Raw genomic sequence first — 22,744 nt, 5'->3', positions numbered from 1 at the left:
TCAGTTCGTGCAGAAGATCCCAAGGCCGTAGCAGCCAGTTCGCACGGTGCGGTCATTGGCTGGAGGCGTCTCTAGCCAATGACCAATGTTTGCTTTCCGAGGAGAGAAGCAATCCCTGGTCGTTAACGCTCGACCTTTACGTCAGGGACTGTGATGAAACGCCTGCTGCCGGGAAGGCTCTTTCAGGACTTGAGTCCGCTTCTCACCTTGTTTCGCAACGGCTCAATCATTCGGTCTGCAATTTCGGACAATGCATAAGAAATTGCAATGATTGGAAGTAGGGAAACTGTGAACAAGAGTAATCCTCGGTGCTGTCCATCCAGGAACACTTGGCCCACTACGAAGCCAACGACCCAATGTGTAAGAAATACCGGATACGCGAGATCGCCGAGCCGTTTATCCCATAGGCCGATTGGAGCATCGCTTGATGGTGGGCGAATATTGGTGCAGAGAAAAATGGCGAGCGAGCAGAGGTTGATATAGGAAAATAACTCAAAAAATCGACTGTTCAAGCCTCCCATGAAACCACAGAGTACCAGATTGCCTAGCCAGATAGTGCATGAAAATCTGCTCAAATAGATTATTTGCTGTCGGCGTAGGACAATTATAGAGTTCTGGAAAAAATAGATGATTGCCCCCACGGAAAATGGCAAAAGAGCAGCATAAAAGGGTGAATAGCGTTGTCCCCAGCCTGCCCCACTCAGAAAGCTTGCAAGATGGTACGTGAAAGCGACCAAAAATAATAAAATTGCCAGCGCTCTGCTTCTGGCCCCAATCGCCCAGAGTATAAAATAATTAATTAATTCGACCGCAACGGACCAAGTGGGAGGTACCAGGCGGAAAGATGAGTTATAGAATTCAAACGGGATGATCAGACTATTTCCGAGAATATCTATCCATCTTGTTTGAAGATTCCATGCGGGGTGAAATTCGCTTGCGTTATTCGAGAAAGCAATGATGAACGCAGTGACTATCGCCACAATATAGTAGATGGGGAAGAGGCGTAAAAATCTGTTGAGTGCGAAGGCTGAGAGGCGGAAATGGTATGTCTCATTTAAAATCAAAGTAATGAGATAACCCGATATCATGTAAAAGCCAAAGACGGCGAAGCCACCCCAATGCGAGAAAAATGGCATGCCACCGGTTAAATGGGCTATGACAACAAACAGAGCAAGCAAAAAACGCAGCGATCCAAGCATGGGGAATTTAGATGAAGTGACCTCGAGAGGTTTGGATCGGATCAGACCACGGGACAACCAGTGGGGACCTTGCCAAGTCGAGAAACTCTTGTGCAGCGCGAGAATGGAAGGATCAACATGCTCCACAAGCTTGACCACAGTTGCTGCGAGCATTCACAGTGCAGCGGGGCGCCCCACGGTCTCAATGCGCACGGCGCGGTGATTCTGGATAGATATCTCACCTACCCAGCTTTATGCGACCAATGTGCCTTGCCCGCAAACTGCGCACCGCGTTGATCGAGAAGAGGGCGCGGTTATAGCCATTTTTTGGCAAAAAGATTGAGCAGGGATTCCCCATCCGGAGTGAAGATGGGAAATGCCTTGGACAAATGCAATTTTTTTAGAAATGCGGGATGCTTCCTGTGGGCGTGCCGTTCACCACATTGCCACTTACCATATTGTCACCAAAAGATAAAAGACTACCACCCATATTGTTATAGCCAGTGTTGTTGGCAACTATCGTGGAGCCGCGCAAGTAGGTTACGCCACCGCGGGTGGTGATACCGTCTGTGTAGCCTCGAACGGATACATCGCTGATGGTGGCAATGGAGTTGGCGGCCCCAACGTGGATACCGGTGGTGCCAACGAGGGTGGTTCCGTTGGTCATTTGCACATTACGGATATCCATTCGGCCATTCACAACCGTAGTTAGCATGTTGATACCGTTGGTGAAGCCTGAAATCGAGCTGTCTTCTACAACGACATACCGGGCAGCCATGTATCTGACTGCGTTAAGAGCGCCTGATGTGCCCGTGAACGTAAGCCCCCGTAATATAACCACATCGGTGGTGGCAGCATTAATTACAACACCATTCGTGCCAGCTACCAAGATACCCGCAATATGGCCTCCGCCATTGATGGTGATGGATTTTGTGATGGTGACTCCCCCAAACCCGCCGTCATCCAACACGTCGATTTCGCCGCCCGCCGCCGTTTTGCTGATGGCCCCGGCAAATGTCTTGCAGGGTGCGGTTCGGCTGCAGGGGTTGGCGTCGTCGCCGACGCCTGATACCCAGGTTCGTGTTGCTTGCGCGTACACCGAGGAACTCAATCCCATCAAGAGCGCGACCGACAGCAATGCTCCCCATTTTGAGAAAGACTTTTTCATGTTGATCTCTTTCGTTTAGTCTGAACATGAACCAACCGCTGATAGATCGTGCTGATTGACTGGCACCACGTTCCTGCGCGGGGGTTGGCAAACCCGCGCAGAAACGAGTGTATTGATTTGTATCCCTCAGTACAACGAAATATCAGAGGGCTCGGCCTCACCAGCCAATGGCCCAGTGGGTGCCTCGCGTCCTTGCGGCGGCGGCCTGCGCAACTTTGTTCAGCTCATCCCAACAATGCTTTGGGCACCTTGTCCGACTTCTTTTCGACGGGGTTGGCCAGCAGCCAGTTGGCCGCGTACTGGCGCATGAACTCCTTGGCCTTTTCGGGGCGGGCTGTCAGCCACGCGTCGTAGGCGCCTTCGTTCAGGATGGCGGGCATGCTTTTCTCGCTGCCTGGCTGGCCGTAGCGGTGCAGCAGCGCGTGGTTGTTGGCGTTCACCGTGAGCAGGCAGTAGCTGACGATTACCTCGCCGTCGCTGCCTTGCCAGCGTGCCCACAGGCCCGCCACGCCCATGGGTTTGCCGTCCACGCGGGCGATGCGGGTGGGCACGGCCTTGCCGCTGCGCAGGTCGTCTTCATAGAACGCCGCCATGGGCACGATGCAGCGCTGGCCGCCCAGCCACGCGTCGCGGAACGCTGTGCCGGTGGAAGCGGTATCGGACTTGGCGTTGACGAGTTTGGGCGCACGGAGCTTGGCGTCCGACGCCGACTTGACCCAGTGCGGCACCAGGCCCCACTGCGCGGGTATGAGCACGCGCTCGGTGTTGGATTCGGGCGCTTCTGTGGGGGCATCTGCCAGGGCATGGGTTTCGACATCGATTGTCGCCTTGGCCACTGCCGGCTGGGAGATGGCCGCAGCCGTGGTTGCGTGCACGATGAAAAAGCCCGGCTTTCGGGGCCACAGGTGGCGTTCACCCAGGGCCTCGGGGGGTTCGACCGCAAACGCCTCGCGGTAGGTCTCAGCGTGGGGCAGGGTTTCGTAGTGGGTGCTCATGGGGCGATGGTAGCGCTTGGTGCCTGGGTTTTTGGGATGAAATATGGCTCTGGCGCCTGTTTTATAAGCGCTATCAGCTATAAAAATAGAAGCAACTACAGGTCCATGCATTGCCCGCCCAGTGCGGCCCTGACATGCATCAAGCCGGTTGTCACCTGCGTTGTGACGCGCCTTGGCGGTGTTTTCACAATGCCCCCATGGACTTCGCCCCCTCGCCCCTGGCCCGTGAAATGCACGAACGCCTCACCGCGTTCATCGACCGCTATCTGCTGCCGTACAACGCCGCCTGGCATGCGGCGGTGTTGGCGGGCGACTACCCGCCCCCGTTTCTGGAAGACCTCAAGGCCCTGGCCCGCGAGGAAGGCCTGTGGAACCTGTTCCTGCCCACGCTGCGGAGCGACGAGCCGGGCACGCGCCTGTCCAACCTCGACTACGCGCCGCTGGCCGAGGCCATGGGCCGCCTGCCCTGGGCGGCCGAGGTGTTCAACTGCCACGCGCCGGACACCGGCAACATCGAGCTGCTGCACCGCTTTGCCACACCCGCGCAGCGCACACAGTGGCTGCAACCGCTGCTACTGGGGCGCATGCGCTCGGCCTTCGCGATGAGCGAGCCCGATGTGGCGTCGTCCGACCCCACCAACCTGCAGACCACGGTGCGGCGCGAAGGCGATGATCTGGTGCTCAGCGGCCGCAAGTGGTTTATCACCGGCGCAGCACACCCGCACTGCAGGCTGCTCATCGTGCTGTGCCGCAATGCCGATGGTGATGTGGCGATCAGCAGCCACGCCCGCCACAGCATGGTGCTGGTGCCTGCCGACGCGCCGGGCGTGCAGATCGTGCGCAACATCAGCGTGTTGCACCACCATGCGCCCGAGGGGCATTGCGAGATCCTGCTGCAGGGCGTGCGCGTGCCGGCCGAGCACCTGCTGGGCGACTGGGGGGCAGGTTTTGCCATGGCGCAGGCGCGCCTGGGGCCGGGGCGGGTGCACCACTGCATGCGCACCATCGGCCAGTGCGAGCTGGCCTTGCGCCTGGCCGCTGAGCGTGCGCTGGAGCGCACGGCGTTTGGCAAGCCGCTGGCAGAGCAGGCCAATGTGCAGGAATGGCTGGCGGAATCGCGCATCGAGATCGACCAGGCACGGTTGCTGGTGCTGCACGCGGCCTGGTTGCTGGACCGGGGCAACGCCGTGGATGCCCGGCAGGTGCGTGCTCAGGTCGCTGCCATCAAAGTAGTGGCCGCGCGGCTGCAGCAGAGGGTGGTGGACCGGGCCATGCAGATCTTTGGCGCCATGGGCCTTTCGCCCGACACGCCGCTGGCGGCGTTCTGGACCTGGGGCCGCGCGCTGCGGCTGATGGACGGCCCGGACGAGGTGCACCTGCGCACCGTGGCGCGCCAGGAGCTGCGCCAGGCGCGCGAGCAGCTCGGTGACTTGGCGGCCTACTTCATCACCCCGGAGCAGATGTGCGCGCCGCCACGCCTGAGTGCTTGAGCGCCTGAACCGGCCTGGGTGCGAGAGGAGATCAGGCCGAGGCCCGGGCGGCGCGCGGGCCGGAGGGCGCCACCACCACGCGGTTGCGCCCCAGCGACTTGGCGGTGTACAGCGCCTGGTCGGCGCGCTCCAGCGTCAGCTCCACCGTATCGCCGGGCAGGTGCAGTGCCAGGCCGGCCGAGACGGTCATGCGCAGCACACCCGAGGCATGCGGAATCTCCATCGCCGCCACGGCCTGGCGCACGCGCTCCAGCAGTTCACGGGCATCGTCCACCTGGGTGTCGGACAGCAGCAGCACAAACTCCTCGCCGCCCCAGCGTGCCAGCACATCGGTGTCGCGCACGCTGGCCCGCACGACGCCTGCAAAGGCCTGCAGAGCGCGGTCCCCCGTGGCGTGGCCGTGGGTGTCGTTGACCCGCTTGAAGTGGTCGATGTCCAGTTCCGCCAGCAGCATGAGGCGGCCACTGCGCAGGCTGCGCCGGCGCTCCAGGTCCATCAGATCCTGCATGGCGCGGCGGTTGGGCAGGCCCGTGAGCTCGTCCCGGGTGGCCAGATCACGGTTGACCGCGAGTGCCTGGGCCAGTGCCTCACGCTGTTCCTGCAGCCGTGCTCGGATGCGCTGAATGCGCAGGTTGAGCGCGATGCTGCCGCCCAGCACGATGAGCACCATGAGCGCGTAGGCGGTATCCAGGTAGCCCAGCGGGCTGGCATTGAAGCGTGTGGTGGCCACCACGGCGCAGGCAAAGGCCAGCAGCGCATACACACCGATGCCGATCACCTCGGCCACGGTCAGCCCGAAAGTGCCGAAGAAAAGAATCATGGCCAGCACGCTGGGCACGATGCCTCGCGCTTCGCCGGCCAGCACATAGGCCACGGCGCCGCTGGTGATGGTCCAGACCATCTGGGGCACGGTGAGCGAGGGGTCGCTGAGCCGGGCGGTTTCGCCCGAGCGGATGAACGCGGTCATCACCACCAGCCCGCCGACCGAGATGGCTGCCCACCACTGCACGGCGACGGCGTTCACTGCGCTGCTCGCCGTCGCCACCATCAGCATGACGCCCGCGCTGCTGGCCATGAGCAACAGGGCGAGCAAGGCCATGCCCACAAGCGTGCGTCGCCGTCGGTCGGTGGAGAGGATCACATCCCGGATGCGTTGCCAGCGGGAAGGTGTGCGCAAGGTGAGGGCTCCTGCCAGGACGGTGGGGTCGAGTGGAACGGAGGGGGACGGCGGCGTGCGGTCGGGGGTACCCCGTGCGCCGTTTCATTCTAGGGGGGTGGCCGTCCTGCGTACAGCCCTGCCCAGGCTGGGTCTGGGGTTGACAAGGCCCATGCGCGGCCCCGCAGAGCGTAGGCGGCGATCTAAACGAGGGTGAGTGCCGCCAGGGCCGCGAGTGGCGCCGTCTCGGCGCGCAGCACGCGGGGCCCCAGCGTGATCGGGGTGAAGCCGTGTTGCAGCGCCAGGTCTTCCTCGGCACTGGAGAGGCCGCCCTCGGGGCCAGAGAGGAACACCACGGGTCCGGATGGGGCCGCCGCCGTGCGCAGCGGTGCCGTGCCCGTGCGCAGCGACAGCAGCAGGCGTTGTGAAGCCGCAGTCTGGGCGCGCACCCAGGCTGCCAGGTCCACGGCGCCGTGGACCACGGGCACGCGGTTGCGGCCGCATTGTTCGCAGGCGGCCACGGCCACGGCCTGCCAGTGGGCGATTTTTTTCTCGGCGCGCTCGCCTTTGAGCTTGAGGACGCTGCGCTCGGCCACCAGGGGTGTGATGCTGGCGACGCCCAGCTCGGTGGCTTTTTCGACAAGCCAGTCCATGCGTTCGTTGGCGGTGATGCCGGCCAGCAGGTGCACGGCGCGCGGGGCTTCGCGTTCGGTGGCATGGTGGGCACCCACCACCACGCGCACGTCGCTGCGGCCCATGCGCAGCACGGTGGCGTCGAACTCCCCGCCCGGATCGCCCTCGCCCTGGCCGCCATGGAACAGCGTGATGGCGTCGCCCGGCTGCAGGCGCAGCACCTGCACGTGGCGCGCAGCGCCGGGGGGCAAATCCAGCTCGGCGCCGGTGGCCAGAAGGGCCGGGCAATGGAAACGGGGCATTTGCTACTTAATTTATAGCTTTTTGCGCTTTATGGATAAGCGCTAGAGCCTGATTTGATTCGATTTTTACTGCGTGCGCCCAGTCGCGCCACTACATCCGGCCGTAGGCAAAGCCCGTGACCGGCTCGGTGCCTTCGATCTGGTCGAGCATCTTGAGCAGGGGCCCCAGCTGCCGGTAGCGGTTGGCCGTGGCGCGGATGTAGGCCATGAAGCGGGGCGCATCGGCCAGGTACTTGGGCTTGCCATCGCGCAAGGTCAGGCGCGCAAAGATGCCGGCGACCTTGAGGTGGCGCTGCAGGCCCATCCACTCGACGCTGCGGTAGAACTCGCCAAAGTCGTTGCCCCAGCCGCTGGCACTGGTGGCACCCAGCAGCCCTGCCTTGCGGGCCTTCTCCCAGTAACGCACGGTAATGTCGATGACAAATTCCTCTTCCCAGCTGATGAACGCGTCGCGCAGCAGGCTGGCAATGTCATAGGTGATGGGGCCATAGACGGCGTCCTGGAAGTCCAGGACCCCGAGCGGCGCGCCGTCTTCGATGGGCGCCATCAGATTGCGTGTCATGAAGTCGCGGTGGACGTACACGCTGGGCGCGGCCAGGTTGTGCGCCACGATGGCGTCGAAGGCGCTGCCCAGGGTGGCCTGCTGCTGGTCGTCCAGCGTGACGCCCCGGTGCTGGCCCAGGTACCAGTCGGGATACAGGGCCAGTTCGCGGCGCAGCAGCGCTTCGTCATAGGCCGGCAGCACGCCGGGCTGGGAGGCCTTTTGCCAGTCCAGCAGCACATCGGTGGCTTGCTGGTACCAGGCGTAGGCGGCCTGGGGCTTCTCGGGGTTTAGCAGCTCGATCAGCGTCTGGTGGCCCAGGTCGGACAACAGCATGAAACCGCCGGCTTCATTCCAGGCCAGGATCTGCGGCACGTTCAGACCTGCAGCGGCCATGAGGCCCTGCACCTGCACGAAGGGGCGGCAGTTTTCCTTGTCCGGCGGTGCGTCCATCACGATGCGGCTGTTGCCCGTGGCGCTGTCGATGCGCAGGTAGCGCCGAAAGCTTGCGTCGGCCGAGGCCGGACGCAGTGTGGCGGGCAACAACTGGTGGGACCCCACGAGCGGCGCAAGCCAGGCCTCGAAGGCCGCCTGGCGGGCCGCGTCGGGCCAGGCCACGGTGGAAGTTGCGGGGGTTGCCACGGCCGTGCCCGGGGGCGGGCAGGCGGGAGAAGGGGAAGATGGGTGGCTCATGGATAATCCGATTTTACAAACCCGCTCCCCCAGACTCTGAGGTGGGCGGGTTCCTCCTTTTTATCTGCCCCTGCCCACCGCCCCACGTGCCACGCTGCAAGCCCCCCACCGTGCAGACCTCCTCCCCCCGTTCCCGGTCCGTCAAGGCGAAGCCCGAGCGGTTGCGCGCCCCCGTGCCCCGGGCCCTGGCCTATGGCGTGGCGCTGGCCTGGTGCGGTCTGCCGCTCTCCGTGTGGGCGCAGGCGCCTGACGCCCCGCCTGCCAGCGCCTGGGATGCCCCCACTGCGCTGCGCAGCTCGCCGCTGCTGCAGGAAAAGATCCCGGATGCTGTGCGCCCCCAGCTGCCGGTGTTCGTGACCGGTGACCACATCAGCGGCCAGGCCGACCTGAACGCCGTCATCGAAGGCAATGCCGAATTGCGCCGCGGCGACACCGTGATCCGTGCCGACCGGCTGGACTACAACGTGCCCGAAGACCTCGCCAAGGCCAATGGCAAGGTGCGCATCAACCGCGCGGGCAACGTGTACGAAGGCACGGCGCTGGAGCTGCGGGTGGATGCCTTCGAGGGCTTCTTCAGCGACGCGCGCTACAAGTTTCTGGCTACCCAGGCCCATGGCGATGCCACGCGCGTGGATTTCATCGACCGCGACCGGGCCGTGGTGCACAACGCCACGTACACCACTTGCGAGCGCGGCAATGAAGAAAGCTGGCGGCCCGACTGGGTGCTGCGCGCCGCCACCATCCGCATTGACAACGAGGAAGAGGTCGGCACGGCCGAAGATGCGGTGCTGGAGTTCAAGGGCGTGTCCCTGCTGCCCATTCCGTACATCACCTTCCCGCTGTCGGACAAGCGCAAATCCGGCCTGCTGCCGCCCACCATCGGGCTGGACAGCCGCGACGGGGTGGCGTACATGCAGCCCTATTACTGGAACATTGCTCCCAACCGGGATGCCACGCTGCGTGCCGCCCTCATGACCAAGCGCGGCGCCAACCTGGGGGGCGAGTTCCGCTACCTGGAGCCCAGCTACGTTGGCCAGATCAGCGCCGATGTCATGCCCTCCGACCGCCTGCGCGACCGCATGCGCTGGAGCTTTTCAGGCCAGCACCAGGGCGCTTTTGATACGCCGATGGGCGGGCTGGGGCTCAACCTCAATGTCAACCGCGTCAGCGACGACAACTACTGGCGCGACTTTGGCCGGGCCTCGGACCTGCTGCGCCAGCGCCTGCTGCCCGGCGACGCCATGCTGTCGTGGGCGGGCACGGACATGTCGGCCCGCGTGCGCACCCTCAAGTGGCAGACGCTGCAGGATGTGACCTCGCCCATCGTGCCGCCTTACGACCGTCTGCCTCAGCTGCAATGGCGCTACGCACCGTCGCAGCTGGGCGGTGGGCTGGATGCCAGTGTGGAACTGGACACCACGCGGTTCCAGGCGGCCCGCGACCTGACAGGCCAGCCCAATGCCAACCGCAGCTATGCGATGGCGCAGATCAGCCGGCCGTTCCTGTCGCCCGGGGGCTTCATCACCCCGCGCCTGCAGCTGCATGCCACGCAGTACCAGTTTGACTCGGCGCTGTCCAACGGGCAGCGCTCGGCCAACCGCACCCTGCCCACCTTCAGCCTGGACAGCGGCCTGGTGTTCGAACGCGATGCCGCCTACTTTGGGCGCGCCTTTTTGCAGACGCTGGAGCCGCGCGCGTTCTACACCTACACGCCCTACCGCGACCAGAGCATGCTGCCGGTGTACGACACGGCGGCCAACGATTTCAACTTCGCCACGATCTATACCGAGAACGCCTTCGGAGGCAACGACCGGCTGGCCGACAACAACCTGCTCACCCTGGGCGTGACGACGCGGCTGCTGGACCCAAACACGGGCGCCGAGGCCGCGCGCTTCGGCATTGCCCAGCGGCTGCGGTTCTCGGACCAGAAGGTCACCCTGCCGGGCGGCACCCCCGTGAGCGAGCGCCTGTCGGACTTGCTGCTGGGTGCGGGCGTCACCTGGACGCCGCAGTGGGGCTTTGACTCCACCGTGCAGTACAACCCCAAGACGGGCCGCTCCATCCGCTCGACCATTGGCGCGCGCTACAGCCCCGGCAACTACCGCACCGTGAGCGCGGCCTACCGCCTGCAGCGCGGCACGAGTGAGCAGATCGATATCGGCTGGCAATGGCCCTTGAACGACCTGTGGGGCGACAAGGGCAAGGACCTGGGTGCGGGTCGGGGCCAGGGCGGCGGGCGCTGGTACAGCGTGGGCCGCCTGAACTACAGCCTGCAGGATCGCAAGCTGGTGGATACCGTGGTGGGCCTTGAATACGACAGCTGCTGCTGGATCGGCCGCGTGGTGCTGGAGCGCCTGCAAAGCAGCGTGACCACCTCCAACACCCGCCTGTTGTTCCAGATCGAGTTCGTCGGCTTCTCGCGCCTGAGCCTGGGCTCCAGTCCGCTGGACACCTTCAAGCAAAATGTGCCGCGTTACCAGAACCTGCGCGAGCAGGTCACGACGCCCAGCCGCTTCAGCAACTATGACTAACGCTTAACGCCATGAATCACCGTGTCATCGCACTGGCCATTGCCACCCTGGCTTCCCTGATGTCTCAGGGTGCCCTGGCCCAGGGCCTGCGCCCCTCCGGCACGCCGCCGGGCAAGGGGCTGACGGCGCGCCCGGCGGCCGCACCGTCGATCACGCTGCCTCCCGAGACGAGCGGCAGCAGCAGCTCTGCGCCCCGGCAAGCGGACTTCATCGTCGCCGTGGTCAATTCCGAGCCAGTGACCAACAACGAAGTGCGTTCGCGGCTTGCACGTGCCGAGGTCCAGCTGGCCCAGCAGGGGGGTGCCATGCCAGCCCGCGATCTGTTGGCCCGCGAGGTGCTCGAGCGGATCATTCTGGAGCGTGCGCAGCTGCAGCAGGCGCGCGAATCCGGCATCAAGGTGGATGACTTCGCCGTGTCGCAGGCCGAACAAGGCGTGGCCCGCCAGAACAACATGTCGGTCGATGACCTCTACCGCCGCCTGGCCCGGGACGGCATGGGCAAGGAGCGCTTCCGCGAGGAGCTGCGCAACCAGCTGCTGCTGCAGCGCCTGCGAGAGCGGGAGGTGGAAGCGCGTGTGAAAGTCTCGGACCTGGACATCGACCAGTACCTGCGCGAACAGCAAAAGGGCAACGATGTCGCCGCGATGGAGATCAACCTGGGCCACGTGCTGGTCCTGGTGCCTGAGAACGCGAGCCCCGTGCAGGTGGCCGAGCGCCAGGCACGCGCCCAGCGCGCGGCCGACAAGGTGCGCGCGGGGGAAGACTTTGCGGCCGTGGCCCGGGAGTTTTCCGACGCACCCGAGGGGCAGCGCGCCAACGGCCAGCTGGGCCTGCGCCCGGCCGACCGTTATCCCGAGCTGTTTGTGAACTCCACGCTGGGCCTGCCCGTGGGCGGCATCGTCGGGCCCGTCCGCTCGCCAGCAGGTTTCCACGTACTCAAGGTGATTGAGCGTGTCACGGCGGGCGTGCCCACCACGGTGGTGCAAAGCCACGCCCGCCACATCCTGCTGCGCACGGGGCCACAGCTTTCCGAGAGCGCAGCCGCCACGCGCCTGGCCGATTACCGCCGCCGCGTGCAGATGGGGCAGGCCGATTTTGCCGCGCTGGCCCGCGAGCATTCGCAGGATGGCAGCTCCAAGGAAGGTGGCGATCTGGGCTGGGCCACCCCGGGCCGTTATGTGCCCGAGTTCGAGCAGGCCCTGAACGCCCTCAAGCCCGGTGACATCAGCGAACCCGTGGTGTCGCGTTTTGGCGTGCACCTGATTCAGCTGCTGGAGCGCCGCGAGGCCAAGCTCACCCAGCGCGAGCAGCGCGACATGGCGCGCGATACCGTGCGCGAGAAGAAGCTGGACGAGGCCTACGCCACCTGGGCGCAGGAACTGCGCGGGCGCGCGTACGTGGAATACCGCGACCCGCCGCAATGACCGACCGATGAACAGACAGGTAAGCACGCGTTGAAACACATCCCCCGCAAGCGCTTCGGGCAGCATTTTCTGTCCGACAAGGGCATCATCGAAGACATCGTGCAGGCCATTGCGCCCCAGCCGGGCCAGCCCATGGTCGAGATCGGGCCGGGCCTTGCAGCGCTGACGCAGCCCCTGGTGGAGCGCCTGGGGCGCCTCACGGTCATCGAGCTGGACCGGGACCTGGCCTTGCGCCTGCGGCTGCACGGCCAGCTGGAGGTGATCGAGTCCGACGTGCTCAAGGTGGATTTCACTGCGCTGGCGCTCGCGATGCGCGAAAAAGCCGAACAGCCTGACCTGCGGCTGCGCGTGGTGGGCAACCTGCCCTACAACATCTCCACGCCCATCCTGTTCCATTTGCTGGACCATGTGCAGGTCATCGAAGACCAGCACTTCATGCTGCAAAAAGAAGTGATCGACCGCATGGTGGCCAAGCCTGCCACCAGTGACTACGGGCGCCTGTCAGTCATGCTGCAATGGCGCTACGCGATGGAAAACGTGTTGTTCGTACCGCCCGAGAGCTTTGACCCGCCCCCGCGCGTGGACAGCGCCGTGGTGCGCATGGTGCCGCGCGCGGAGCCAGCGCCTTTGTCTGTGCCCTTGCTGGAAGAACTCGTGCAGGTCGCCTTCAGCCAGCGCCGTAAGCTGCTGCGCCACACGCTGGGCCGCTGGTTGGAGTCACGCCAGTTTGCCGGCCACTTCGACACCCAGCGCCGTGCCGAGGAGGTGCCGGTGAGCGAGTTTGTGGCTCTGGCGCAGGAGTGCTCTTAAAATAATAGCTGCTAGCGCTTTATAGATAAGCGCTAGCGCCTGATTTGACTAAAAACGCGCAGCAACTGACGCGGCCCCGACCAGCAACCGCCGCGCGAGGCCACCGCGCCCCGCTGCGCTGGTGGTGTCCCCCTTCCCGGCGAAGCGAGAGAAGGGGGGAAACGGCGCAGCCGCTCAGGGGGATTTGCCGAATTCAGGCGGCGCTGAGCCAGTAGCCCGCGTTGAAGGGGCTGCTCATGCGCAGCGCCATGGGTGAGACATCGACCAGCTTGTCGGTCGGCATTTTTTCGCCGGAGTCCGTGCCGATCTCAATGCCCTCGACACCTGGGGTGCCGGTAGCCTCGTTCGCCCGTTCTGCTTGGCTGGTGGATGCAGAACGGGCTACAGAAAAGAATAGAAACACCGGAACGGTATCTTGCGGTCGCCCCAGTAGTCGGCGGCGTCGCGGAAGATATCGAGCAGCTGTTCACGCGCTTCCTTGTCGAACTTGCCCGTGGCGGGGATCTGCTCCAGCACCACGATAAAGCCGGGCTGTGGGCCCGATTTGTGCAAGGGGTCGGTCATGCAGTCGTACAACGCATCAAAATTCTTGCCGAAGTGCGACGGGAAGGTGAATTGCCCGGCAATCAGGTCCAGCACATCCTGCTTGGACTGCGCGTGGGCCAGGTTGGCGTACAAGAAATGGTGACCCATGGAAGTGGCTGCATCCTGCAAGTCCTGCACGCGGAAAGCGCGAATGGACTGCACGATGTTGGTGCGCACGCCACGCAGTGGCGTTTCCAGGTCCTTACGAAGTGGCGTCTGCATCTCCGCTACTCTTTCTTTTTAAAGTCCACAAACTTCTGGCATTTCGCAAGGCTGCGGGATGCAGCCTGCGGGTGGGGGATTCAAGGGGGCGCACTGACCGCCGCCAGCGTATCTCTGGCCTGCGTGCAGCGCAACGGGGGTCACTCAACGATCTCGCGAAAACTGGCGTAGTGATCGCTGGTGTAGTAGCAGGCGTCCGGAACCCGGGGCTTGCCGCCACACACGATGCGCCGGGCTCCCCGGTTACGCGATCCTGGTGTTCTGACGGTGTACTCACGGTAGTAACCCCGCTGGTGGGCGGGCAACAGCCGCTCGCGATTACCAAAAACCGTTCCGTCCTTGTCATACGGAAAGGGCCCTCCTTCACGGATCAGCGCATACGTCGCCCGCCCTTGGGGCGGCAACTCGGCCAATGCGATAGGGGATATGGAGCCGTCGGTGGACGGGGAGTTCCGGGCATGCCCCGCAACCGGGGACAACACGAACGCAACACCCAAAACACACAAAAACCCTGCTTTGCGCGCCCGGGTGGCTACAGCCTTCAGCATCAACGAACCTTTCAGAAACTACGGGTTAACCCGAAATTTCGAGCCGCTAGTGTCGCTCAACGGCCCCCAAAAAGCAAGCGTCTGCACAAAGATTGGGCAGACGCTGAAGGGAGAAGCAAGCGCTTTAAGTTAGCGCTTGCTATCAATTTTTGGCTTATCTTGACACGTTGGCATCGGCCACAGTCAAGGCTGTCATGTTCACGATGCGGCGCACGGTGGCGCTGGGCGTCAGGATGTGAACCGGCTTGGCAGCGCCCAGCAGCACCGGGCCGATGGCGATGCCGCCGCCTGCGGCGGTCTTGAGCAGGTTGTAGGCGATGTTGGCCGCGTCGATGTTGGGGAACACCAGCAGGTTGGCGTCACCCGTCAGCTCGCTGCTGGGCATGAGGGCTGCTCGGGCCTTGCCATCCAGCGCCACATCACCGTGCATTTCGCCGTCGACCTCCAGCCAGGGGGCCTGTTGGCGCAGCAGTTCCAGCGTTTGGCGCATCTTCACGGCGCTGGGGTGGTTGCTGGTGCCGAAATTGGAGTGCGACAGCAGCGCGGCCTTGGGCTTGATGCCGAAGCGCATCATTTCTTCGGCAGCGAGGGCGGTGATTTCGGCCAGTTCGGTCGGAGTGGGGTCGTAGTTGACGTGCGTGTCCACCAGGAACACCTGGCGCCCCGGCAACATCAGGCCGTTCATGCAGGCATACACCGGTACATCCTGCGCCGTGCTGTCGGCGCCGCCTGCGTGTTTGCCGATCACCTGGTCGATGTAGAGCAGGTGATTGGCGGTGGTGCCCCAGGTACCGCAGATCAGGCCGTCCACCTCGCCCTTGTGCAGCATCATGCAGCCGATGAGGGTCAGGCGCCGGCGCATCTCGATCTTGGCGACCTGCTGGGTGATGCCTTTGCGCTCGGTCATGCGGTGGTAGGTTTGCCAGAAGTCGCGGTAGCGGTGGTCAAAATCGGTGTTGACCACGTCGTAGTCCACGCCTTCCTTCAGGCGCAGGCCGAATTGCTCGATGCGCTGGGCGATGATGGCCGGGCGGCCAATCAGCGTGGGGCGGGCGACCTTCTCGTCCACCACGATCTGCGCGGCGCGCAGCACGCGTTCTTCTTCACCCTCGGCGTAGGCCACGCGCTTCTTGGCGGCGGTGCGCGCGGCGTCGAAGATGGGCTTCATCGTCGTGCCCGAGGCGTAGACAAAGGTCTGCAGCCGATCACGGTAGGCGTCCATATCGGCGATGGGGCGTTGCGCCACACCGCTGTCGGCAGCGGCCTGGGCCACGGCCGGCGCGATCTTCATCATCAGGCGCGGGTCGAACGGCTTGGGGATCAGGTATTCGGGGCCGAACGACAGCTTTTCGCCCACGTAGGCTGCGGCCACTACTTCGCTCTGCTCGGCCTGGGCCAATTCGGCGATGGCGTGAACAGCGGCAATCTCCATCTCATCGGTGATGGTGGTGGCGCCGCAGTCCAGTGCGCCGCGGAAGATGTAGGGGAAGCACAGGACGTTGTTGACCTGGTTCGGGTAGTCCGAGCGGCCCGTGGCCATGATGATGTCGCTGCGCACGCTGTGGGCCAGTTCGGGCAGGATCTCGGGGTTGGGGTTGGCCAGCGCGAAGATCACCGGGCGCTCGGCCATCGAGGCGACCATTTCGGGCTTGAGTACATTGCCTGCCGACAGGCCCAGGAACACATCCGCGCCCACCATCACCTCGGCCAGCTTGCGGGCATCGGTCTTCTGCATGAACTGGCGCTTGTCGTCGTCCATCAGCTCTTCGCGGCCTTCATAGACCACACCGGCCAGGTCGGTGACGAACACATTCTTGCGCTGCACGCCCACCTTGAGCAGCAGGTTCAGGCAAGCCAGCGCTGCTGCGCCTGCGCCGCTGGTCACGAGCTTCACGTCTTCGATCTTCTTGCCCGCCACCTTCAGCGCGTTCACGATCGCTGCGGCCACCGTGATGGCCGTGCCATGCTGGTCGTCGTGGAAAACCGGGATCTTCATGCGCTTGCGCAGCTCGCGCTCCACATAGAAGCAGTCGGGTGCCTTGATGTCTTCGAGGTTGATGGCGCCGAACGTCGGCTCCAGCGCGGCAATCACTTCCACCAGCTTTTGTGGGTCCTTCTCGTCGATCTCGATGTCGAACACGTCCACGCCGGCAAACTTCTTGAACAGTACGGCTTTGCCCTCCATCACGGGCTTGGAGGCGAGGGCGCCAATGTCACCCAGACCCAGCACGGCGGTGCCGTTGGTGATGACGGCGACCAGGTTGCCCCGCGAGGTGTAGCGGAAGGCATTGGCCGGGTCCTTCACGATTTCTTCGCAAGGTGCTGCCACGCCAGGCGAGTAGGCCAGCGCCAGGTCATGCTGGTTCACCATCTGCTTGGTGGCGGCAATCGCGATCTTGCCGGGCTTGGGAAACTCGTGGTACTCGAGGGCGGCACGGCGCAATTGGGCGCGCTTGTCGGAATCGTTGTTGTTGTTCTGGGCCGTGGTGTTCTCGGGCATTCAGTGTCTCCAACTCAGTCAGGATGGGTGCAAAAAAACATGCCGCAGGGGCTCCGCAGCGGTTGTCAGCTTTGTAAGGGTCTGCGATTGTAGGGCGGAGACGGTAAAAACCCTAGTAAGCGAATCTGCTTATATGGGTGGGTCAATTGTGATCCCCATGCAGCCAATGATCCCTGGCGATCCCTACATCGCCGATGGTCGGGTTCAGTTCTTGCTGGGGTGGAAGGCATGAATGCTCCTGCGTGCCCTGCCGACTTTGCAACACTGGTGCCGGTCCCCCTGACCCCCGCGGCGTTTCTCCCTTTTGGGGCGGTGCTGCAGGCGCCTGCGGGCCCGGGCCGCCCCATCAATGCGGGCAGCTCAGAACGATTTGATCTGGTAGACGACCTGCAATTGGGGGCAGAGGGTGGTCGGGCGCAACTGGCGCTTTTTCGCGCGCAGGCACGCCAATTTCCGCTGCAAGTGCACGAGATGGAATGCCATCGGTGGGGCAGCCAGACCTTTGTGCCCTGGGGCGTGGTGCGCTTTGTGCTGGTGGTGGCCCCGGCAGGCGAAATGCCCAGTGGCGGAGAGATCCGGGCATTTGTCACCGACGGCCGGCAGGGCGTTGTGCTGGCCCCGGGCACCTGGCACCACGCCTTGCTGGCAGTCGATGCGGGCGATTTTCTGGTGATCGAGCGCGCAGCCGCTGTGGTGGACTGCGAACTCCACCGGCTGGACCTGCCCTTGCGGCTGGAGCGGCGATAGCGCGCTGCGGGGGAGCCCGCTCACTCCTTCGTCGCAATGCGCTCGGCCAGCGCAGTCAATGAGCGGTCGCTGCCTGCTGGGCCCAGAAGCGACAGCCCCAAGGGCGCACCGTCGCGCCGCGCCAGCGGCATGGACAGTTGTGGAAACCCGGACAGCCCGGCGATACACAACATCTGGATGGCCCGGTTGCGGTAGTCCTCCAGGCTGCTTTCGGGGGCCGTGCGCAGCGGTGCGATGTCGGGCATCGTGGGCAGAAGCAGGACGCCATCCCGGCCCAGCAGCGCCGCAAGATGGGCGCGATAGCGATCCCGAAAGGCGCGTGCGCTGGCCACCTGCCCATCAGTCACGTCGCGGGACCAGGCAAAACGCTCGGCCACACCCGGCCCCAGGGGGGGCGCGTAGCGCTCGATCAGTGGCCGGTCGGTCATCCAGGCTTCTCGCCCCTGCACGTACCGAAAGTTCCAGTACATCGTGTCGAAGGACTCCAGCACCGCGTTGGCGGGCTGCGAGGGGCCAAGCAAGTCCGTCACCTGCTGCGTGGCACCCTGCAGAGCGCCCACCACCGTGGGGTCGAGCAGCGCCCACACATCCGTGGGGAGCAGCAGGCGCACCCGGGGTGGCAGCGGGGCCGCATCGTCGCCCAGCAATACGTCGGCGACCCGGGCAAAGGTCTGCACATCGCGCGCAAACCAGCCGCAGGTGTCCAGGCTCGGTGCCAGGTCCATCGCCCCTTCCAGGCTCACGCGCCCATGCGTGGGGCGCAGCCCGTACAGGCCGCAATGGTTGGCAGGCGCCCGTACCGACCCGCCGGTATCGGTGCCCAGCGCAAAGTCGCACAGCCCGGACGACACGGCCGCTGCGGAGCCTGACGATGAACCCCCCGTGATCCGGTCAGGCGCAGCCCCATTGAGGGGCGCGCCAAAGTGCGCGTTGTTCCCGTTCATCGAAAACGCCAGCTCATCGGTCACGGTCTTGCCCACAAACCGAGCCCCCGCGTCGAGCAGCTTCTGCACGGTGGGTGCGGTACGCGTCTTGGTGCCCGACAGTGCCAGCACCACGGGGTTGCCGCCTCCGGTGGGGTAGCCCGCCACATCAAACAGGTCCTTCGCTGCAAAACACAGCCCGCTCAGGGGGCCCGTGCTGGCGTTCACTACCGGTACGGGGGGATAGGGAACAAAGGCGTGGGCTGGGTCGTGCGCAGTCATGGAGTGGTGTCAACAACGGGAAGAAGCTCGGGGGCGATGGCTGCTGCGGCCTCAGTGCGCAGGCACAGCGCACGGTGGCCGGGCGCTATCTGGACGGCCGGAGGTTGTTGTGTGCGGCATGCTGGCGTTGCCAGCGTACAGCGCTCGGCAAAGGCGCAGCCGGGGGGCAGGTTTGACAGGTCTGGGGGGGCACCGGCAATGGTCTCCAGCGGCGTGCCGCGTGCCATGGCGCCATGCGCCCGGCTTTTGAGCAGCGCAATGGTGTACGGGTGCCGCGGGTGGCGAATGAGGTCCCGCGCGGTGCCCTCTTCCACAATGCGCCCTGCGTACATCACGGCAATGCGGTCGGCCACTTCGACGGCGGCGCCAATGTCGTGCGTGACAAAGATCACCGACAGGCCCAGGTCACGCTGCAGTTCGCGCAGCAGCAGCAGGATCTGGATCTGCACGGTCGCATCGAGCGCGGTGGTGGGTTCGTCGGCCAGCAGCAGTTGCGGGCGGCAGGCCAGCGCCAGGGCAATCATGGCGCGCTGGCGCATGCCGCCCGACATTTCGTGCGGATAGGCCTGCAGCCGCCGCTCCGGGCTGGGTATGCGCACGCGCTTGAATAAGGCCAGCGCACGTTCCTGGGCCTGTGCGGCGGTCACCTTCTCGTGGCGGCGGATCGACTCCACGATCTGTGCCCCCACCGTGTACACCGGGTCCAGCGCCAGCAAAGGCTCCTGAAAAATCATCGCCGCCACCTTGCCCCGGTAGTCCGCCAAGTCGCGGCCCGACAAGGTCAGCAGGTTCTGGCCGGCCACCCGTACCTTGCCTGCAATGCGGGTGCGCCGCTCGGGGTGCAGGCGCAGCAAGGTGCGCAGCGTCACGCTTTTGCCAGACCCGGATTCTCCAATCAGCGCAACCACCTCGCCACGCTGCACCTGCAGGCTCACACCGCTGACGGCTTGTACCGGCCTGCGGCCACCGGTAAAGGTGACGCTGAGGTCATGAAGCTCCACCATGGGTTCGGTGGCCCCCGACGAAGGAGGAAGGGTGTCCAGGGTCATGGTGTTGCTTTCAGGCCGCCTGGGCCATCGGCTGGGGCGCTTGGGGGTGGCCGCTGCCGGGTTCATGCACCAAGCAGGCTGCGACATGGTGCGGGCCGGTGGTGGTGCGCACGGGCACCCGCTGCGCGCACACCGCCGCAGCCATGCTGCAGCGCGGATGAAACCGGCAGCCCGACGGCGGGTTGATGGGGTTGGGCGGGTCGCCCGCCAGCGGCGCCTCCAACGTGCGGTGGTCGGGGTCCATGGACGGCATGGACGACAGCAGGGCGCCGGTGTAGGGGTGCGCGGGCTTTTTGAACAGGGCATCGGACGGCCCGATCTCTGCCACCTGGCCCAGGTACATCACCATCACCCGGTCGCTCATGTAGTGCACCACGTTCAGGTCGTGGCTGATGAACACATAGGTCAGGCCGAATTCCGCCTTGAGGTCGGTCAGCAGGTTCAGCACCTGCGCTTCCACCGATTTGTCGAGCGCAGACACCGCCTCGTCCAGGATCACCATGCGGGGTTGCAATGCCAGTGCACGCGCAATGTTGACCCGCTGGCGTTGCCCGCCCGACAGCTCGTGCGGATAGCGCTCGGCAAACCGCGCCGGGGCCAGGCCCACACGGTCCAGCAGACTGCGCGCACGGGCGATGGCCTCGCGCTGCGGCACGCCGTGCACCTGTGGTCCGAAGGCGATGGAATCTTCGATGGTCAGGCGCGGGTTCAGGGACGCATAGCTGTCCTGGAACACCATCTGCACCTGGCGCCGGAACTCCTTGAGGGGCAGATCGCGGCTGCCCACGGTGCGGCCGTCAAACACGATCTCCCCGGCCGTGGGTGCGATGAGCTGCATCAGCAAGCGCGCCGTCGTCGACTTGCCGCAGCCCGATTCCCCGACCACCCCCAGCGTTTCCCCCTTGAGGACTTCGAAGTTCACGCCATCCACCGCATGCACCACGCCCCCGCCGCGCCCCAGCGCATCCTTCTTGAGCGGGAAGTGCTTGACCAGCCCCCTGATGGTGAGCAGAGGCTGCGCGGGTCCGCCGACATCGGTGATCGTGTGCATGGTCAGAAGACTTTCGGCCTCTCAGCCCTTGTTGTCCATGGCCGAGCGCAGGCCGTCGGAGAGGATGTTGAACGAGATCGAAGTGGCGAAAATCATCAGTCCCGGCAGCGCCGCCACCCACGGCTGCACGTAGATGGCCGTGCGCAGCGTGTTGAGCATCAGCCCCCACTCGGGCTCGGGCGGCTTGACCCCCAGGCCGAGGAACGACAGGCCCGAAGCCAGGATCATCGACACCGCGATCAGGCTGGTGGCGTAGACAAAGATGGGCCCCAGCACATTGCCCAGCACGTGCACGCGCACGATGGTGAACGGGTTCGCGCCAGAAGCGCGCGCGGCCTCCACGTAGTCGCGGTTGCGCACCTGGGTGGTCACGCTTTCCGCCACCCGCGCAATCTGCGGAATGAACACGATGGTGAGCGAAATCAGCGAGTTGACGACGCCCGCGCCCAGCACGCCCGACAGCGCAATCGCCAGCAGCACCGACGGAAAGGCGTAGAACACGTCGATGGTGCGCATGATGGCCGTATTGGTGATGCCCCCGGCGTAGCCCGCCACGATGCCGATCACCGAGCCCAGCACAAAAGCGCACACCACCGGCGTGATGCCAATGAACAGCGACAGGCGCGCGCCCACGATGAGCCGCGACAGCATGTCGCGACCGAGCTCATCGCTGCCCAGTGGCAGCCCTTCGGTGCCGATGGGCTTGAGCCGCTTGAGCATGGACGCTGCATACGGGTCTGCCGGCGCAATCCACGGGCCCAGCACCGCCAGACCGATGAGCAGCAACACCACCAGCGCCGCCCCCATGGCCACCGGGTCGCGGGTGAACCGCACCAGCGCGGCTGTCCAGTAGCCGCGCGAGCGCAGCGCGGGCGCAGGGCTGTCTGCAATGGCAGACGCCGAAGAGGAGGGTGCAGTCGTGGAGGCCATGGTGGGTGGTCTTGTTCTGCCGCTTCAGGCGCGGGCGATGCGTGGGTCCAGCAGCGTCTGCAGCACGTCCACGAGCAGATTGAGGATCACAAAAAACAGGGCCAGCACCAGGATGGTTCCCTGCAGCAGCGGCAGGTCGCGCTGGAAGATCGCAGAGTTCAGCAGGAAGCCCGTGCCGGGCCAGGAAAACACCGTTTCGATCAGGATCGAGCCACCCAGCAGATAACCCAGCTGCAGGCCCATCACGGCCAGGGCCGTAGGGGCTGCGTTCTTCACCATGTGCCGGAACACTCCCCGGTGCGTAAGCCCCTTGGCGCGCAGGCCCAGGATGAACTCCTGGTCCAGGATGTCGGCCACCAGCGCGCGCACCGTGCGCGCGATGATGCCCATCGGGATCACCGACATGGTGACGGCAGGCAGCACCAGGAACTGCAGGTGTTCCCAGTCCCACGCCCAGTCGCTGGAGCCGCCTGGCCCCGCGCCGGTGGCGGGCAGCAGCGCCCACTGCGAGCTGAACACGATCACCATCACCATGCCCAGCCAGTAGTGCGGCACGCTCACGCCCAGCACCGACAGCATGGACGCCAGCCGGTCCACCCACGAGTTGCGAAAGTACCCCGCAACAAAGCCAAACAGGCTGCCCAGCACAAAGCCGATGAAGGTGGCCACCACGGCCAGCCGCAGCGTGTTGCCCACGGCCGTCATCACCTCACCCGCCACGGCCCGGTTGCTGGCGATCGACACCCCCAGGTCGCCGTGCAGTGCGCGCCACACCCACATCACAAACTGCTCAGGCAGCGACCGGTTGAAGCCATACAGCTCGCGCAGCTGCGCCTGCAGCTCTGCCGAGGCGTCGGGCGGCAGGATGGACACCAGTGGGTCGCCGGGTGCCAGGTGCACCAGCAGGAAACACACCAGTGCCACACCCAGCATGATGGGCAGGGCATAGAGGAAGCGGCGCAGCAGGTAGGCAAGCATGGAAAATG

General features: G+C 64.7%; 20 protein-coding genes. 5 read left to right on the top strand and 15 right to left on the bottom strand.

Annotation, left to right across the window (positions count from 1 at the left end):
- Window positions 1-182: 182 nt before the first annotated feature.
- The 3 genes from ASE52_RS25240 to ASE52_RS16640 all read right to left on the bottom strand — a co-directional run bounded on the left by ASE52_RS25240 (window position 183) and on the right by ASE52_RS16640 (window position 3,341).
- Window positions 183-1,199, bottom strand: coding sequence for an acyltransferase (locus ASE52_RS25240; RefSeq protein WP_158004169.1), 1,017 nt, complete (start codon window positions 1,197-1,199; stop codon window positions 183-185).
- 379 nt (window positions 1,200-1,578) lie between these two features.
- A complete protein-coding gene (locus ASE52_RS25235) occupies window positions 1,579-2,346 on the bottom strand; it encodes a hypothetical protein (protein WP_081474671.1) in 768 nt (255 codons plus the stop codon).
- Window positions 2,347-2,570: 224 nt separating this feature from the next.
- Window positions 2,571-3,341, bottom strand: a complete 771-nt coding sequence (locus ASE52_RS16640; protein ID WP_057227678.1) for an SOS response-associated peptidase family protein — start codon at window positions 3,339-3,341, stop codon at window positions 2,571-2,573.
- Window positions 3,342-3,538: 197 nt separating this feature from the next.
- On the opposite strand from ASE52_RS16640, the gene ASE52_RS16635 reads away from it, so the two are divergent.
- The gene (locus ASE52_RS16635) at window positions 3,539-4,831 is read left to right on the top strand and encodes an acyl-CoA dehydrogenase family protein (protein WP_057227677.1); all 1,293 of its coding nucleotides are present in this window, start codon (window positions 3,539-3,541) and stop codon (window positions 4,829-4,831) included.
- Window positions 4,832-4,862: 31 nt separating this feature from the next.
- On the opposite strand, the gene ASE52_RS16630 is transcribed toward ASE52_RS16635, so the two are convergent.
- The 3 genes from ASE52_RS16630 to ASE52_RS16620 all read right to left on the bottom strand — a co-directional run bounded on the left by ASE52_RS16630 (window position 4,863) and on the right by ASE52_RS16620 (window position 8,156).
- Window positions 4,863-6,008, bottom strand: a complete 1,146-nt coding sequence (locus tag ASE52_RS16630) for a diguanylate cyclase (RefSeq protein ID WP_057227675.1) — start codon at window positions 6,006-6,008, stop codon at window positions 4,863-4,865.
- A gap of 182 nt (window positions 6,009-6,190) precedes the next feature.
- Window positions 6,191-6,922, bottom strand: a complete 732-nt coding sequence (locus ASE52_RS16625; protein WP_057227673.1) for a 16S rRNA (uracil(1498)-N(3))-methyltransferase — start codon at window positions 6,920-6,922, stop codon at window positions 6,191-6,193.
- 91 nt (window positions 6,923-7,013) lie between these two features.
- The gene (locus ASE52_RS16620; protein ID WP_057227671.1) at window positions 7,014-8,156 is read right to left on the bottom strand and encodes a phosphotransferase; all 1,143 of its coding nucleotides are present in this window, start codon (window positions 8,154-8,156) and stop codon (window positions 7,014-7,016) included.
- 161 nt (window positions 8,157-8,317) lie between these two features.
- On the opposite strand from ASE52_RS16620, the gene ASE52_RS16615 reads away from it, so the two are divergent.
- Genes ASE52_RS16615 through rsmA form a run of 3 tightly spaced genes read left to right on the top strand, consistent with a single transcriptional unit; the run spans window position 8,318 to window position 12,921 of the window.
- Window positions 8,318-10,687 (top strand): LPS-assembly protein LptD, encoded by a 2,370-nt coding sequence (locus ASE52_RS16615; RefSeq protein WP_057227669.1) that lies wholly within the window; start codon window positions 8,318-8,320, stop codon window positions 10,685-10,687.
- 11 nt (window positions 10,688-10,698) lie between these two features.
- Complete coding sequence (locus ASE52_RS16610; RefSeq protein ID WP_057227668.1) at window positions 10,699-12,111, top strand: peptidylprolyl isomerase; 1,413 nt, start codon at window positions 10,699-10,701, stop codon at window positions 12,109-12,111.
- A gap of 30 nt (window positions 12,112-12,141) precedes the next feature.
- On the top strand, window positions 12,142-12,921 hold the full coding sequence (gene rsmA, locus ASE52_RS16605) for a 16S rRNA (adenine(1518)-N(6)/adenine(1519)-N(6))-dimethyltransferase RsmA (RefSeq protein WP_010464778.1): 780 nt from the start codon (window positions 12,142-12,144) through the stop codon (window positions 12,919-12,921).
- A 193-nt stretch (window positions 12,922-13,114) separates the two neighbouring features.
- Here the strand turns inward: rsmA and ASE52_RS26055 are convergent, their stop codons facing one another.
- The 4 genes from ASE52_RS26055 to ASE52_RS16595 form a co-directional block, all read right to left on the bottom strand.
- A complete protein-coding gene (locus ASE52_RS26055) occupies window positions 13,115-13,324 on the bottom strand; it encodes a hypothetical protein (protein ID WP_140426755.1) in 210 nt (69 codons plus the stop codon).
- Entirely contained in the window at window positions 13,303-13,728 is a 426-nt protein-coding gene (locus ASE52_RS16600; protein ID WP_010464776.1) for a barstar family protein, read from the bottom strand. Before ASE52_RS16600 ends, ASE52_RS26055 begins: the two co-directional genes overlap by 22 nt.
- A 140-nt stretch (window positions 13,729-13,868) precedes the next feature.
- The gene (locus tag ASE52_RS25230) at window positions 13,869-14,276 is read right to left on the bottom strand and encodes a ribonuclease (protein WP_010464775.1); all 408 of its coding nucleotides are present in this window, start codon (window positions 14,274-14,276) and stop codon (window positions 13,869-13,871) included.
- Window positions 14,277-14,430: 154 nt separating this feature from the next.
- Window positions 14,431-16,776 (bottom strand): NADP-dependent malic enzyme, encoded by a 2,346-nt coding sequence (locus ASE52_RS16595; protein ID WP_010464773.1) that lies wholly within the window; start codon window positions 16,774-16,776, stop codon window positions 14,431-14,433.
- Between the two features lie 228 nt (window positions 16,777-17,004).
- Between ASE52_RS16595 and ASE52_RS16590 the strand changes: the two genes are divergently transcribed.
- Complete coding sequence (locus ASE52_RS16590) at window positions 17,005-17,523, top strand: ureidoglycolate lyase (RefSeq protein WP_057227666.1); 519 nt, start codon at window positions 17,005-17,007, stop codon at window positions 17,521-17,523.
- A 20-nt stretch (window positions 17,524-17,543) separates the two neighbouring features.
- Here ASE52_RS16590 and ASE52_RS16585 read toward each other — a convergent pair whose 3' ends face one another.
- The 5 genes from ASE52_RS16585 to ASE52_RS16565 are packed head-to-tail and all read right to left on the bottom strand — an operon-like array spanning window position 17,544 to window position 22,736.
- Complete coding sequence (locus tag ASE52_RS16585) at window positions 17,544-18,728, bottom strand: amidase (protein ID WP_057227664.1); 1,185 nt, start codon at window positions 18,726-18,728, stop codon at window positions 17,544-17,546.
- Entirely contained in the window at window positions 18,725-19,732 is a 1,008-nt protein-coding gene (locus ASE52_RS16580) for an ABC transporter ATP-binding protein (RefSeq protein WP_057228506.1), read from the bottom strand. Before ASE52_RS16580 ends, ASE52_RS16585 begins: the two co-directional genes overlap by 4 nt.
- A 55-nt stretch (window positions 19,733-19,787) precedes the next feature.
- A complete protein-coding gene (locus ASE52_RS16575) occupies window positions 19,788-20,828 on the bottom strand; it encodes an ABC transporter ATP-binding protein (protein ID WP_057227662.1) in 1,041 nt (346 codons plus the stop codon).
- A 21-nt stretch (window positions 20,829-20,849) separates the two neighbouring features.
- Entirely contained in the window at window positions 20,850-21,758 is a 909-nt protein-coding gene (locus ASE52_RS16570) for an ABC transporter permease (RefSeq protein ID WP_057227660.1), read from the bottom strand.
- 24 nt (window positions 21,759-21,782) lie between these two features.
- Window positions 21,783-22,736, bottom strand: coding sequence for an ABC transporter permease (locus ASE52_RS16565; protein ID WP_057227657.1), 954 nt, complete (start codon window positions 22,734-22,736; stop codon window positions 21,783-21,785).
- Window positions 22,737-22,744 lie beyond the last annotated feature (8 nt).

It is taken from the genome of Acidovorax sp. Root275 (assembly GCF_001428965.1).
Taxonomy (GTDB): Bacteria; Pseudomonadota; Gammaproteobacteria; order Burkholderiales; family Burkholderiaceae_C; genus Acidovorax; species Acidovorax radicis.
This window is presented reverse-complemented; position numbering and strand designations above follow the sequence as displayed.

Excerpts from the sequence above, each read along its gene's own strand:
- ASE52_RS16610 (WP_057227668.1), top strand. The coding sequence starts at position 10,699 with ATGAATCACCGTGTCATCGCACTGGCCATTGCCACCCTGGCTTCCCTG.
- ASE52_RS16635 (WP_057227677.1), top strand. The coding sequence starts at position 3,539 with ATGGACTTCGCCCCCTCGCCCCTGGCCCGTGAAATGCACGAACGCCTC.
- ASE52_RS16590 (WP_057227666.1), top strand. The coding sequence starts at position 17,005 with ATGAATGCTCCTGCGTGCCCTGCCGACTTTGCAACACTGGTGCCGGTC.
- ASE52_RS16585 (WP_057227664.1), bottom strand. The coding sequence starts at position 18,728 with ATGACTGCGCACGACCCAGCCCACGCCTTTGTTCCCTATCCCCCCGTA.
- ASE52_RS16595 (WP_010464773.1), bottom strand. The coding sequence starts at position 16,776 with ATGCCCGAGAACACCACGGCCCAGAACAACAACAACGATTCCGACAAG.
- ASE52_RS16625 (WP_057227673.1), bottom strand. The coding sequence starts at position 6,922 with ATGCCCCGTTTCCATTGCCCGGCCCTTCTGGCCACCGGCGCCGAGCTG.
- ASE52_RS16600 (WP_010464776.1), bottom strand. The coding sequence starts at position 13,728 with ATGCAGACGCCACTTCGTAAGGACCTGGAAACGCCACTGCGTGGCGTG.
- ASE52_RS16580 (WP_057228506.1), bottom strand. The coding sequence starts at position 19,732 with ATGGTGGAGCTTCATGACCTCAGCGTCACCTTTACCGGTGGCCGCAGG.
- ASE52_RS16620 (WP_057227671.1), bottom strand. The coding sequence starts at position 8,156 with ATGAGCCACCCATCTTCCCCTTCTCCCGCCTGCCCGCCCCCGGGCACG.
- ASE52_RS16640 (WP_057227678.1), bottom strand. The coding sequence starts at position 3,341 with ATGAGCACCCACTACGAAACCCTGCCCCACGCTGAGACCTACCGCGAG.
- ASE52_RS25230 (WP_010464775.1), bottom strand. The coding sequence starts at position 14,276 with ATGCTGAAGGCTGTAGCCACCCGGGCGCGCAAAGCAGGGTTTTTGTGT.
- ASE52_RS16570 (WP_057227660.1), bottom strand. The coding sequence starts at position 21,758 with ATGGCCTCCACGACTGCACCCTCCTCTTCGGCGTCTGCCATTGCAGAC.
- ASE52_RS25235 (WP_081474671.1), bottom strand. The coding sequence starts at position 2,346 with ATGAAAAAGTCTTTCTCAAAATGGGGAGCATTGCTGTCGGTCGCGCTC.
- ASE52_RS16575 (WP_057227662.1), bottom strand. The coding sequence starts at position 20,828 with ATGCACACGATCACCGATGTCGGCGGACCCGCGCAGCCTCTGCTCACC.
- ASE52_RS25240 (WP_158004169.1), bottom strand. The coding sequence starts at position 1,199 with ATGCTTGGATCGCTGCGTTTTTTGCTTGCTCTGTTTGTTGTCATAGCC.
- ASE52_RS16565 (WP_057227657.1), bottom strand. The coding sequence starts at position 22,736 with ATGCTTGCCTACCTGCTGCGCCGCTTCCTCTATGCCCTGCCCATCATG.